The following is a 13,533-nucleotide window of genomic DNA, read 5'->3' on the forward strand; positions in this document are numbered from 1 at the left end:
TTCTCCTCAGTCCTGTCGGTCGTCCGCGCACGCCTGGGCCATCACACGCAGCAGCTTCTTGTCGGCCTTGCCGATGTTGGTCAGCGGGATCGCATCGACCACGAACACCTGATCCGGCACCTTGTAGCGGGCGACCCCCCTGGCCATGAACTCCTCGCGGACGGCCCCGCGATCGATCTCCTTCTCGACGACGAGGGCGGCGACGGTCCTCTCGCCGAGGGCGCTGTCCGGCATCGCGAACACCGCCGCCCCGCGGACCCCCGGAATCTGCCGCAGCAGCTGCTCGACCTCCTGGGGGGACACGTTCTCCCCCAGTCGGTTGATCTGCTCGACGACCCGCCCGCAGATGACCAGATCCCCGTCCTCGGTGAGATAGCCCCGGTCCCCGGTGAGGAAGAAGCCGTCCTCGGTGAAGCAGTCGTCCCCGGCGCGGGATCCGGAGTACCCGAAGAAGGTGTAGGGGCCCTTCTCGATGACCTCGCCCGGCTCCCCCGGGCCGAGGTCGTGTCCCTGAGGGTCGACGATGCGGAGGATGTCGGCGTCGGAGATCGGCTTCCCCTGGGTGCTCAGGACGACCGGGGTCGGATCGTCCAGACGAGTGAATGTCGTGATCCCCTCGCCCAGGCCGTAACCCTGCTGGATGATCACGCCGAGCCTGTCCATCAGCCCTCTGCCCAGGTCCTCGTCGAGCTTCGCAGCGCCGATGATGACCTGTTCGAGGGACGACAGGTCGGCCGGGTACCATTCGGCGGCCTCGTACCAGACCTCGGCGACTGCGGGGACGACCGCGGTCAGGGTCACCCGGTTCGCCTCGATAGCGGTGAATGCCTCGTCGAAGGCCGCGCTCAGGCACATGACGACGGTGCCGCCGCCGAGCAGGGTGCCGATCAGTCCGGGCTGGGCGAGCGGAAGGTCGTGGGAGGTCGACAGCACCGCCATGTACACGGTGTCCGGCCCGACCCGGCAACGCCGAGCGGCGGCTCTGGCGTTGTAGGCGTATGCCTCGTGGATGCGCGGGATGATCTTCGGCTCACTGGTGGTGCCGCCCGACAGCAGGTTCAAGGCGACGGATCGGTGGTGGGGCCACCGCGTGATCGGGGCGATCGGCTCCTGCGGGACCGCGCCCGGGTCGGGAAGCAGTATCCGCGGCACGGCGCCCGCGCGGGGCTGCCCGCCGTCGGCGCAGATCATCCGGAACCCGAGCTCGTCCAGGTCCATCTGCTCGACCATCTCAACGCAGTCGAACCCGAGCTGGTCACGACCGCCGATGTAGGCGACCGGATGCAGTTCACGGGCCAGTGCCCGCACCTCGGCCTGTCGGTGCGAGGGCAGCATGAGGGTCGGGACCGCCCCGATGCGCATCAGCGCGAACAGGGTCACGACATAGGCTGCGCTGTTGGGCAGCTGAACGAGCACCTGGTCGCCCTCAGCCAGGCCCCAGGCGGCGAAGTCCCGGGCGAACTGGGCGATCGCTCGCTCGAGCTCCGCGTGGGTCAGCCTCGCGTCATGAGCCACGACGGCCGGGTGGTCGGGACGGCGCAGTCCGGCCTCATGGAGCTCCTGGCACAGGCTCTTGCGCGCCAGGTGACCGCTGTCCTCGTAGCGGGTCAAGACGTTGTCGATGTTCATGTCGCGCTCCTTCAGACGAATTCCGCCCGGATGGCGCCGGCGCCGACACTGCACGCGAGCAGATCGTCCGCTCCCGCCAAGCGGCAGATCTCCACCGCGGTCCGGGTGCCCTCGAACTCGATCCGGTCCATCCTCGTGATCCCGTTGGGGTGCGGGGCGTCACGGTGCGTGTCGGCGGCGAATCGGGTGACGAACATGGGGATCGCCCAGTCGTCGGGGCACAGGCACCGACAGGCGAGCCTGCGTCCATGGGGGTCCTTCCGGGAGATCCGCGCAGTGACGGTGCGGACCCCGCGCTCCTGGCAGATCGCCTTCAAGCGGCCGAAGTCCTCGCGATCGACCTCGAAGACGACCCGGGAGTAGCCCTCGGGCATGCCGGCGACCGCATCACTGGTATCGACCATCTGCCCATGTCCGATCAACCGCAGGTAGCGGCGGATCAAAGCGGGCATGGTGACCCCGGTCCGGATCTCCAGGTAGGGCCCCTGGGAGAAGTAGATCAGCGCATTGCTGGGATTCTTCGCCCGCCCGTACTCGACCTCGAATCCCTGCGCGCGGAACTTCTCGACCGCCGCCTGGAGATCGTCGGCCTTGTAGACGATGTGCCCGACCGTCATCATGATGATCACTCCCCCCGCTCGAAGGCAGGCAGCAGGGAGCGGAAGTTCTCCTCGAGCAGGCAGGTGGCGTGGGATCCGGAGATGGTGCGCACCTCCAGCTCGCCCAACGCTGTGGCGGGCCAATCGACGTCCCCGCCCAACTGCGGGTAGAAGCCCTGGATATCCCCGGCGGGCTGGAGCACGAGCACCTCGCCCATGTAGATGTCGGGCACGTAGCCGATGGTTCCCCGCAGCGAGTGGCGGAAGACGTCGTAGAGGATGTCGAGCATCGCGCGGGCCGACTCCGCCTCGGCGTCGAAGCCGCGGATCGCCGAGTAGATCCTCTTGCGCCGGGCGCGCGGCGACAGCTCCGACAGCGTCGTGAAGAACCTGCCCACCGCTGCGAACCGGCCGTCGAGGGCGCACAGCTCGTCGTCGGTGATGTCCCGGTTGACCCCGTCGAGAATGTGGTACAGGCCCTCGGTGAGGGTCGGGAAGTCGAACTCGGCCCCCATCGCGGGCAGGTCGGCGTCGAAGACGCAGCCGTAGGCGAACTCGCACAGCAGCTCGTTCGCCACGCGGTGCGGGCACAGGTGGGTACTGATGCACACCACCCTGCCGACCTCGCGGCCGAGCTCGGTGAGCACCTTCGCGGTCTCGAGGGCGAAGAACCCGCCGATGCAGTAACCGACCAGCTCGTAGCTGTCCATGTCGAGGGCGAGCAGCTCCTGGGCGTACACCCGGGCCCGGTCGCTGATCAGTGACCGGGTCGGGCAGTCGAGGTAGTCGTCGGAGTCGCCGGCGGTGAACCCGACGTGGGCGAGCCCCGGATCCCTGTCGAGCAGCTCCGGGACCAGGAACTCGTAGTCCTTGAGGCGCCCGGTGCCGGCGTGGAACATGACCCGGCAGGATCGCGCCCCCTGCGGAATCCGGTAGATGTGCAGGCATTTCGAACCATTCGGGGAACCGCTCGCGATGGTGGACAGGGCCGGCATCGGGGCGGGGGCCTCAGGAGCCTCGACACGGTCGGGCGTATCCGCAGGGGCCTCACGAGCCTCGTCATCCCGGGGCGCCGGGGCGCCGGAGCCCGCCATCTCGGCGATTCCAGCGATCGTGGGATGCTTGAGCATCTCGCGCATGATGAAGTCCCAGGTCCGATCCTGCAGGCCGGGCACCTCCCGGCGCATACGGGTGACCGCCTCGGCCATCAGCAGCGAGTCGCCGCCGGCGGCGTAGAAGTCCTCCTCGCGACCGATCTCGGAGACCTCGAGAACCTCTCTCCAAACCTCCGCGATCCGGCTCTCCAGACCTTTGAGCGGCTGAGCGGCCCTCGGGTCCTCGACGGCGCCCCCGGACTCGTAGGACTGGGCGAGAGCCCTGCGGTCGACTTTCCCGTTCGCGCTCAGCGGCAGCTCATCCATGATCCGCACCGATGCGGGAACCATGTAGCCCGGCAGGTTGGCCCGCATATGGGCGAGCAGGTCGTCCTCATCGACCGTGGAGGCAGCAGGGACAGTAACGGCAACGGAACCAGCAGGGCCGGCTGAGTCGGCGGGGTCGGCGGGGTCGCCGACGACGATCAGGCGCTGACCGCACTCACGCAGAGGATCCCCTTCAGCCGGGTAGTCGGCCAACCGGCGCAGGCCGGTCGCCTCGTACACACGGTCCCACTCAGCGTCGTCGATGAACACCTTGTGCGAATCGGCGCGGTGATCGGTGAACGGAACCAGGCTCATCTTGATCGAGATGGAGATGAGGGCCGCGTAGAGCTCGATGACCGGCTCGACCATCACGATCACACCGCCTCCGCGCCGCAGCTGATCGAGCCGGGCGAAGGCCTCCTCGATGTTCACCGCATTGTGCAGCACATTGGCGCAGATGATGACGTCATAGGCGCCCGGCTCGATGTCCTGGGAGGCGCAGTCCACGTTCACGTCGAACAGGCTGTAGGTCATGAAGTCCGCGAGATCGCGGTCCCGATAGGTCTGCCTGGCATTGCGCAGGAAGAAGGTCGAGATGTCGGTGAACCGGTACTCGATCACGTTGCCCGGCAGACGCCCGACGATGTTCTCCGTGGTCGCGCCGATACCCGCGCCCACCTCGAGGATCCGCACCGGACGGTCCCCGCGGGATGAGACGATCCCCACCACAGCCTCGGCGACCGCGGCGTTGATCGCCTTGCTGATCCTGTTCTGCCCATAGATGGCACGGGCGTTCTCGGTGTCGCCCTTGGGGAAGAACAGATCGACGGGGTTGACCTCGCCGCGCAGTTGGCCCAGCAGGGTCGTCGCCGCATGTCGCTGGTAGGCGAAGAGCACGGGGCTGTTGCGGACTCGGTTCTCCAGCTCTTCGAACCTGTCCCAGCACTTCTCGATGCGGAACCCGTCCAGAGCCTCCCGGGTAATGGAATAGCCCTGCGAGTCGGAGGCGACGAGCCCCTCGGCGACCAGGATCTGCAGCCAGCGCCCCACGAGGCCGCGGTACTCGTCGTCGGGGGCGATCCTCTCGGTGATCTCCGCCAGGTCATGGCGCCTGCCGGGCACCAGGAACACCCCGGCCCCCTGGAATGCCGCCAGCAGCGCAGCCAAGGATGCCTCATTGCCGGCGCGCGTCCACTCGGCGATGGTCGCTGAATCTGCTGAATCTGCTGGGTCTGCCGGGTCAGCCGGGTCAGCCGAGGCGTCGGCGGGCGCCCAGCGGCGCTCCAGCATGGCGCGCAGCGACTCCCCGGCCGGAGCACTCTCGCCCCGCCTCTCGTACTCGCCCCGCCCTTCCTCGCTCCGCCTTTCCCCGCTCTGAGGACCGGCCCCGATCCCCTCGACCGTGGACGGGGTCACGAAGGCGCGCAGCCTCTTGCGCCCATCGACGTCCTGGGTGATGACGACGGCCCGCTCCACGCCCTCATGACTCTCCAGCACGGACTCGATCTCACCGGTCTCGACCCGGTAGCCGTTGATCTTCACCTGGTGGTCCGCGCGTCCGTGGAACTCGATCACGCCGTCAGCGCGGTAGCTGCCGATGTCTCCGGTGTCATAGACGCGGATGCCGGACCTGTCGGAGACGTAGAACTTGGCAGCGGTGGTCTCCGGGTCGTCGAAGTACCCGGTGGCGAGGCTGTCGCCGGAGATGTGGATGCGGCCCGGGACGCCGTCGGGGCATTCGCGGCCGAACTCGTCGAGGACCCACACGCCCTGGTTCGACAGGGCCGTGCCGTAGGGGATGGTCGCATCGGGGGCGTGATCGGTCATCGGGTGGAAGATCGACCAGATGCCCGCCTCCGTGGCGCCGCCCAGGCTGATGAGTTCGGCGTTCGGGAACTGCGGTGCGGCAGCGGCCGGCAGGGTGCGCACGATGAGATCCCCGGACAGCATGACCAGGTCCATGCCGGGGTCGGGCGGCTGCCCGGCCGCCTCGCGCTCCTGCAGGAGCATCTGGAACAGCGCAGGGACGGTGTTCCAGGTGTCGACGCGGTTGTCCGCCATCAGGGCGATCCAGCGGCTCGGGTCCCTGGACTCCGATTCGAGCGGCAGGACGAGGGTGCCGCCGCTGGCGAAGGCGCCGAAGATGTCGTAGACCGACAGGTCGAAGGACAGCTTCGACAGTGCGAGCACCGTGCGGGGCCTACCGCGCCCGAGGCGCTCGTTGACGTCGTCGATGGTGTTCATGGCCGCCGCATGGGTCATGACCACGCCCTTGGGCGTCCCGGTGCTTCCCGAGGTGAAGATGATGTAGGCGGTGTCGTCCACGGGACCGGATTCCGGCACCGCCCCGCTCCAGGATCCCGCCTCCAGGGCGTCCACGTCGATAACCGCGGGGTGCCCCTGGGACGGGGTGTAGAGGCCGTCGGCGATGATCGCCGCGGGACGGCACAGCGAGATCATGCGATGCTGCCGGGCAGGGGGCTGATCGTGGTCGATCGGCACGTAGGCGGCGCCCGCGGAGACCACGGCGAGGGCGGCGGCGACCTGCCACACGCCCTTGCCCAGGACGATGGCGACCCGATCTCCGCGGCCGACACCCGACAACCGGGTCTGAAGCGCCTCGACGTGGGCCGCCAGCCGGTCGTAGCTGTAGGTGGTGTCCCCCCAGACGAGCGCCGGGAGCTCGGGGGCGCGCCGCGCCTGCTCCCAGAAACCGTCCTGGAGACTGCGGGCGATGCGCTCCTGCGCGGTGTCGTGGACGCGCGCGCGTATCTCCCGAGTCCCGGAGCTCAGGCTCACCACCTCGTCCTGGTGCCAGGTCTCCTCGTCGTCGACGAGGCGGTCGAGCAGGCCGGTGAACGCCGCCCACATGTCGTCGAGGATCTCAGGAGCGATGACGCCGTCGCGCACGTCCCAGTTGACGTTGCAGGTCGCGTCGTCCTCGAAGGCCTGGCAGTCGATCCACACCTGCGGGGTTCGACTGACGCCGTGGACCAGCTCGTACGCCTGTCCCTCATCATGGCGCAGACCGGCGCCCAGGGCGCTGGTGAACACGATCGGAACGATGGCCGGCGCGCCCTTGGCGCGCCCCAGCTCCCGCAGCACCTCGACCCCGGGGAAGGCGGCGTGGGACAGCTCGTCGAACAGCTGCTTCTGGGTGGCGCGGACCCGCTCGAGGAAGGATCCCGGCCGGGGGCGGCAGGCATGGACGACCACCTCGGTGAAGTCGCCCACGATCCGCTCAACCCCCTTGATGGCCTGGTCGCGGCTCATCGAGGTGACATTCACGCAGAAGTCGCCGCTCGAGGACCACCGGCGGATGACATCGGCATAGGCGGTCAGCAGCACATTGGACGGGGTGACGCCGTTCCTGCCGGCACGGCGGGTAAAGGCTTCCCAGGCCTCGGGTCCGCATTTCCACACGCGTCTGGTGAAGCGCGCCGGTTCGTCGTCGCTCGGAGCCGACGCATGCTCGAGCGGCAGCGAGGGCTTGTCCCGCATCGTCTCGATCGCCTCGGCCCAGTACTGCTTGGCGCTCTCGTACTCCGCGGAGCCGGCGGGGTCGGCCGCCCGTCGGGTGCGCGCCATGATGATGTCGCGGAAGGTCGCCTCGGCCAGGGGCGCCGGCCGCCGCCCCGCGTAGAGGTCCATCAGCTCCTGGGTCATCACCTTCACGCTCACGAAGTCCGCGATGATCATGTCCACGGAGAACTGCAGAATGCTGCACGCATCGAACTGCAGCAGCCGGAATTCGTGCAGCGGCCAGGCGCCCAGCGGGTACCTGCGATCCTCCAGCTCGCTGCGGTACCGCAGGTAGTCCTCATCGGGGGTGCGCGGATCGTGGCCCCGCAGGTCGATCTCCTCCAGCACCGGCCCCTCCTCGAAGGGGACGACGCGCAGGGAGTCCGGAGGGATCACCACGGCCGAGAGCATGTCGTGACGGCGGATCAGCTCGTGCCAGGCGGCCTCCAAGCGCTCGCGGTCCAGCGGCGGAGCGAGCAGTTCCGCATAGCTGTGGCAGCCCGTACCGCCCAGTTCGTAGCCGGAGTACTGGCCGGTCGCGTAGGCCCGCTGGATGTCGGTCATCGGGAAGGGCTCGAAGCGCGCCTGCTCGTCGTGGCCGATGGCGTCCCGCTCGCGCAGGTGGGCCAGGACCTCCTCCTTGCGCGCCTTGAGCGCGGCCAGGTCCTCCCGCGTCAGGACTCCCTTCGGCGAGCGGTAGCCGAGCCGGTCGCCATTGGCCCACAGGGCAACTCCCCGGGACTGGAACTCCTCGATCATCTCCGCGATGTCCACAACAGACCTCCTGCAAACTTCGATCGTGACTTAGGGGTGGTTCAGGGCATTCAGGGCATTCAGGGGCACCGTCACCGATGCAGGTGGGCGGCAAGCCGGGTGAGCTGCGCCAGGTCGAGATGGGTGGACGACAACTCGGCTCCGAAGGCCCGCGAGGGGCCGATGAGCTGTCCGACGCGTGTCCAGATCGAGCACAGGGCGAGCAGGTACTCGGCCTCGTGCGCCCGATAGCCGGGGTCGTTGAGCTCGTCATAGATGACGTCGAGGCATTCGGCGATCGCGACCGGCCAGATGCGCTCGTACTGGATCCGCCTGGTCACCTCGGGCTCGACGGCGAGGCTCTCGTGCAGCCGGAACGAGCTGAGGCTCTCGTCGGCGTCGACCTCGAGGACGCCCGCCTCATCCCGGGGTCCGGCGGCGTTCGGGTGCCAGATGATCGGCCCGTCGCTCTCGGTGAGCACCAAGTTCCCGCCGGGGGTGAACACAGTGATCCTGTGACCGAGGTGCACGAAGTCGTCGGGGGCCTCGGGGTTCATCCTGTTGACCACCTGCAGACGCAACGGGGTGTTCCTCACCAACCCGGTGACCGTGGTGAACACCCCCAGATCCTCAGCGCGGTCATTGAGGTGCCACGGGGTGAAGCCACCGGTGATCCTCCCGATCACGTCGAGCATCGAGTACAGGAAGTGGATGCTGCACTCGGCCTCCAGGTGGAGGATTCCATAGCGCTCGCGCAGCACATCGACCATCCGCAGGTACTGCTTGATCGTGGAGCTGTGGCGGTAGAAGGTGTTGAGCCAGAAGCTCGTGCGGGCACGTGCCGCCTCGCGGTAGCAGGCGACGGCGTCATCGCGGTGGATCGGGTGCTCCATGAGGACGTGCTTGCCGGCGGCGAGCAGCTGTTGGGCGATCTGCGACCCCGCCCCGCCTATGATCCCCGAGCGGACCACGACGCAGGCCAGGTCGACCTTCGGCAGCTCATCGATGCTGGTGCACAGAGGAACGCCGACCTCCGCCGCGAACCGCCTCGACTGCGCACTGCCCCTGGACATCATGGCGACCAGCTCGTACTTGTCCGGGAGCGCGCGGACGCCGGCGGCATAGATGCGGCCGAATGTCGTGCCGCACACGACGACTCGCAGGGTATCCATGGGATGTGGCCTTCCTAGGGTGGTGGCGCACAGCCGAGACGCCGACGACGCCGACTGCAGCCACCCAGGGGGAGTAGGGATTGGTTGGGATTAGTAGGGATTGAGCATCCGGGGACGCCGGATCATATGAAGCCCGAGTCGTCCTCCTCGGCCCAGTCGGAAATGGCCGAGACACTGGTGGGCGGCGTCTCGCGCACCTCGATGCCGCTCATACCCAGGGCGTCCAGGACCGCGGGGACTCGGAGGAACTCATGCCCCCACTGGACCCCGGGGGCGCACCCGGCCTCCAGTGCCAGGAGCACGGCCTGGACGATCAGGATCGCGGTCAGGATGCTGCTGTTGTCGGCCCGGACGCTGATCGAAGTCCTCACGGGCCTGCCGTCGACGGTTCCACGAGCGGCGACCTGCAGGATGAACCAGTGGTCCCTGCCGGAGTCGAGGTGCGACTTCGCGGCGTCGATCTCGGCGAACAGCTGCATGAGCTCCTGGTGGTCGTCGAGGTCGCCGTGGGTCATCGCCTTCAGCAGCAGATGCAGGGAGTCGCGGTCGGGGATGACCAGCAGCCCGTTGAGCCGCCGGATCCGGCAGTCGCGTGCGACCATCCGCAGCTCGTCGGTGACGAAGACCGAGCGCAGCACCTCGGCGTCGTCGGGAAAGGCGTCGGTGTCCTCGGCCTCCCACCGGCTCGCCTCGTGATCCGCCAGTTCGCCGTCGATGATCATCCGGTTCGGGTGCCCGTAACCGGCCCGGGTGCTGAGGATGATGTCGGCGAACCCCGCGACGCCGCCCTTCTCGCGGCCGCCGCAGCACACCATGACCGATTCGCAGTCGTCGAGGAGCCCGGCCAGGTGACGCGTCAGCAAGCCGCTGAGCCCGGGCGTGCAACCGACGTTGATGATGCGCGCCTGCTGGCCCGCATCGCCGTCGAAGGCGTTGCCCCCGAACGGGTCGACGTAGATCACCCCGGCCGGCAGCGCGGCGGCCACCGCATCCCCGATGAGGTAAGAAGGGCCGGCGCAGTTCACGACGACCTCGTGACCCTGGGCGAACTCGCGGATGGTCTCGGGGCGACGAGCATCGATGATGGCGGTCCGCTCCTCGGGGCTTCGCCTGGTTCTGTTGCCGCACGCGACCTCGCAGCCGGCCTGGCGCAGGAGCTCGACCACGAGGCCACCGACCGCGCCGTGCGAGCCGATCACGCCGATCCGTCGGCCACTGACTGCGTCATGCAAAGCAACTCCTCAACGACGGCACGGCACCCGAGCAACGATCCGAAGGCGCACCATGAGAGAGCCCCTCATGCGCCCGCCTCGAGATCAGAGGCAACCCTTAGCTAGGCTCAACTTACCTAAGTGATTTTCGGGCGGTCAATGCCCGTCGATGAGCCCGCCCTGCCGGTCGAGACCGCACAACGGCGCCGATATGACTGAATAACGGCGAGATATCGGACCCAGTGGGCGCGGGTCACGAAATCGCATCGATGCGAGCGCACCTTCCGGCGGTGATTGCCGTGGCCGCCGGGTTCAAGCCGATGGACTCAGCGCTGCGGGGCTCAGCGCTGTGGCGAGCTTGTTCATGGCGGAGGCCGCGGAGGCGCTGACCGTGGGGCCCACGGCAGCCAGGCTGGCCATGAGGGCGGCGATCTCGGGCAGGTCCAGTTCGATCGGTCCGACGGGGGCGTCGTTCTCGATCGCGACGCCCCCTCCGCGGCCCGGGACCGCGATGATCGGGACTCCGGAATGGATCAGGCGCTCGATGTCGCGGGCGATGGTGCGTTCGGTGACGCCGAGTTCGTCGGCGAGACGCCCGTGGGTGAGCCTGGTCCGGCTCGCGTGCAACCGTTCGATGAGGTACTGCTGGCGCTCGACTCGTCGCAGAGTCAGATGGGAGTCACGAGACGCGGCCGCCGCCTGTCCAGGGGATTGATTCACGAACACCAGAGTAACCATGACATAGGCGTGTCAGGGTATCTGCATAGTGTGGCTGTCATGAACCACAAGATCCATGAGAACCACGAGATCCACGACATCATCGCCCGGGAATTCTTCGACTCCTACACCCGCGCCCTGCTCGATCGCGACGCGAAGGCGATCGCCGAGCATTACGCGGTGCCCGCACTGATCGAGTTCCCCGAGCAGGCCATCGCCGTGTCCGATGCTCGCCAGACCGAGGAGTTCTTCGCCGGGGCCTTCGGCCAGTACGAGGGCGTCTCCAGGAGCGATGCCGCGGTGGAGGTCGTCGCAGCGACCGGGCACAGCATCTGGGCCGACGTGAGCTGGCACCACCACGGCGGCGCCCCAGACGAGCGGAGCATGTACCAGCTCGTGCGCAATGGCGATAAGTGGACGATCGCCGTCCTGACCCCGCTGGACGCCTGAACAGCGCACCAACAAGATGGACGCCGAGACGAGCCCCCGCCCAGGACGGCGCCGCAAGTGCTCCCCCTGCTTTCGCTCAGCAGCACCTGCGTCCGCTCAGCGACTCCCCCTCCCCGCCGAACGGATCGAGCTGCGCCTTGATGGACCGCCTTCCTCCGGACTGCCGTGAGGCGGTCAGGCATCTAGATACTCCGCTATAGAGGACTGCTCTCATGCGCTCACGCCTCATAGCCACAACCGTACGATTCCGCCGCCGCGAGGTCGGGTCGCCGCCATAGTATTAGAAAGTGGTTTCTAATACTGCTGAAAACGCTCCGCATATGCGGCACAGGTGCGGGCTGCCGTGGGTATGGGGCGAGCCGGCCACCGATGTCCAGCTCCTGGCCCCCGCCGGTGCGGCGGACGCTCGGCCGGTGGTGCGCTCGGTTGTCGTGGACGCGCCTGCGGAGACGGTGTTCGGGTGGGTGTGTCAGTTGCGGCGTGCACCGTACTCCTACGACTGGCTGGACAATTTCGGGCGGCGCAGTCCGCGCGAAGCTGATCCCTCATTGACCGGGCTGGAGGTCGGTCAGTCCTTCATGACGATCTTCGAGTTGGTCGGGTTCGCGGCACCGTCCTCGGTGAGGTTGCGGATGAAGGAGGGTTGGCCGACGGCGGCGTTCGGCGCAATCGACCTCACCTACAGCATTGAGGCGGCGGACGCGGAGCGCACGCGTCTGTCGGCGGTGATGTGGATGCTACCGATTGGACGAGTTCTGGGCCGCACCCGCCGGTATCTGCTGGCCTGGGGCGATCTGGTGATGATGCGCAAGCAGCTGCGCACCCTCGCTGCCCTGGCCGAACGCGACACCACCAACGCGAAAACGAGGCATTGAGGCTTAGAGGCTTGTTGATGGGTCTTTATGTGTCTTTCCCGAGGAGCCGGTCGTTTTCGTTGAGGTGGGCCGGTGCACCTGCGAGGTCGATCGGGGCTTGCTGGGTCGGGTGTGTCCAAAGCGGAGGAGATTAAAGCCCCGGTGGTCTGGATATCTCTAAGAAAACCTGCGATGACCTGGTGTTTTGGGTGTCGCGCTGCATGGTGCCCGGGTCAATCTCCTCCGTTTTGGACACACTCGGCGCCGTCAACACGCAACACTGACCCCGCAACAGGCCGAGGCACTCGCGGGCGCTTGAGCACCGTCATGGACGAGAGTTCCAGCCGCCAGCGTCGTCACGATTCGCGACAAACGAGGCCAGGCGCCTCCGCGCCGCCCAAAAAACCGCATGATTTCAACGGTCTAGTCAGGACATCGGGAAGTCTTCGGACGCGTTTGCCCCGAATCTGGATATTCGAACGCCTCCCGCCCTCACGATGACCAAGTTCAGGGCGGGTGAGGCGCATGGGCGGTCTTGCTCGGAGCTTCAGGGCATTTCCGAGCGGGAGCGACAAAGCCCGGGCAGGCCCCCGAGGTACCGCACCCAAGACGCCCGACGTCACGGATGTATCGGGACACCACGATCTCGATGCGGAGTACGACCGATCTCGGTGAAGGGATGCGCAAACTTCGGTGGAGGTAGCGAGATAGTGTTCGAACCTGACCCCGTCCTTCCACGTCCACGGTCTGTCGTCAACACCATACGGAAGCGCAGGTCACGGGCGGGCACCGCTTCACGCGCGCGTGAAGCCGCTCCTCAGCCTATTCCCCGACTAACCGACGCGATGCTTCGATAAGCCGAACGGCGCTACAAGGATGAGCAGACGTTGCGAACAATCGCGAGCGACCTGGGTGTCAGCCGTCCGCGGCTCGCAGCGCGTCTCCGGTCGCGCGGCGTGTCGATCCGGCGACAGGCACCCACTGCTGAACAGGTGTGCGAAATGCAGCGTCGCTACGAGACTGGTGAATCGCTCGCGACCGTCGGTGCACAGCTCGGATTCGATGCCGAGACGGTGCGCACGCACCTACGATCGGTCGGCGTAGTGATGCGTGATGTCCATGGTCGGAATCGGTAGTACAAATACGTTACCCTCGCACGCGCTCCTGAGCTCGCTCGCGTGCGCGTTGACGGAGTCTCACTCTAA

The 13,533-nt window shown here is 67.4% G+C and carries 8 protein-coding genes; 2 read left to right on the forward strand and 6 right to left on the reverse strand.

Features of this window, described 5'->3' with window-relative positions:
- Window positions 1-6 precede the first annotated feature (6 nt).
- The 6 genes from W5W_RS0100115 to W5W_RS0100140 all read right to left on the reverse strand — a co-directional run bounded on the left by W5W_RS0100115 (window position 7) and on the right by W5W_RS0100140 (window position 11,027).
- On the reverse strand, window positions 7-1,629 hold the full coding sequence (locus W5W_RS0100115) for an AMP-binding protein (RefSeq protein WP_017193839.1): 1,623 nt from the start codon (window positions 1,627-1,629) through the stop codon (window positions 7-9).
- Window positions 1,630-1,640: 11 nt separating this feature from the next.
- Window positions 1,641-2,249 carry a VOC family protein gene (locus W5W_RS0100120; RefSeq protein WP_029573959.1) on the reverse strand — a complete coding sequence of 203 codons (609 nt, stop codon included), beginning with the start codon at window positions 2,247-2,249 and terminating at the stop codon, window positions 1,641-1,643.
- Between the two features lie 5 nt (window positions 2,250-2,254).
- Window positions 2,255-7,945, reverse strand: a complete 5,691-nt coding sequence (locus W5W_RS0100125; RefSeq protein ID WP_017193840.1) for a non-ribosomal peptide synthetase — start codon at window positions 7,943-7,945, stop codon at window positions 2,255-2,257.
- Window positions 7,946-8,016: 71 nt separating this feature from the next.
- Complete coding sequence (locus W5W_RS0100130; RefSeq protein WP_017193841.1) at window positions 8,017-9,096, reverse strand: Gfo/Idh/MocA family oxidoreductase; 1,080 nt, start codon at window positions 9,094-9,096, stop codon at window positions 8,017-8,019.
- 122 nt (window positions 9,097-9,218) lie between these two features.
- Complete coding sequence (locus W5W_RS0100135) at window positions 9,219-10,328, reverse strand: saccharopine dehydrogenase (RefSeq protein WP_017193842.1); 1,110 nt, start codon at window positions 10,326-10,328, stop codon at window positions 9,219-9,221.
- 291 nt (window positions 10,329-10,619) lie between these two features.
- The gene (locus tag W5W_RS0100140; protein ID WP_238533198.1) at window positions 10,620-11,027 is read right to left on the reverse strand and encodes a helix-turn-helix transcriptional regulator; all 408 of its coding nucleotides are present in this window, start codon (window positions 11,025-11,027) and stop codon (window positions 10,620-10,622) included.
- Window positions 11,028-11,084: 57 nt separating this feature from the next.
- Here W5W_RS0100140 and W5W_RS16280 point away from each other — a divergent pair, with 57 nt between their 5' ends.
- Both W5W_RS16280 and W5W_RS0100150 read left to right on the forward strand, forming a co-directional pair.
- Window positions 11,085-11,474 (forward strand): hypothetical protein, encoded by a 390-nt coding sequence (locus W5W_RS16280; RefSeq protein ID WP_050980356.1) that lies wholly within the window; start codon window positions 11,085-11,087, stop codon window positions 11,472-11,474.
- A 287-nt stretch (window positions 11,475-11,761) separates the two neighbouring features.
- Window positions 11,762-12,349, forward strand: a complete 588-nt coding sequence (locus W5W_RS0100150; protein WP_161603430.1) for an SRPBCC family protein — start codon at window positions 11,762-11,764, stop codon at window positions 12,347-12,349.
- Window positions 12,350-13,533 lie beyond the last annotated feature (1,184 nt).

It is taken from the genome of Actinomyces massiliensis 4401292, assembly GCF_000269805.1.
GTDB classification, from domain to species: domain Bacteria; phylum Actinomycetota; class Actinomycetes; order Actinomycetales; family Actinomycetaceae; genus Actinomyces; species Actinomyces massiliensis.

Coding starts and splice junctions, on each gene's coding strand:
- W5W_RS0100115 (WP_017193839.1), bottom strand. CDS start 1,629: ATGAACATCGACAACGTCTTGACCCGCTACGAGGACAGCGGTCACCTG.
- W5W_RS0100120 (WP_029573959.1), bottom strand. CDS start 2,249: ATGATGACGGTCGGGCACATCGTCTACAAGGCCGACGATCTCCAGGCG.
- W5W_RS0100130 (WP_017193841.1), bottom strand. CDS start 9,096: ATGGATACCCTGCGAGTCGTCGTGTGCGGCACGACATTCGGCCGCATC.
- W5W_RS16280 (WP_050980356.1), top strand. CDS start 11,085: ATGAACCACAAGATCCATGAGAACCACGAGATCCACGACATCATCGCC.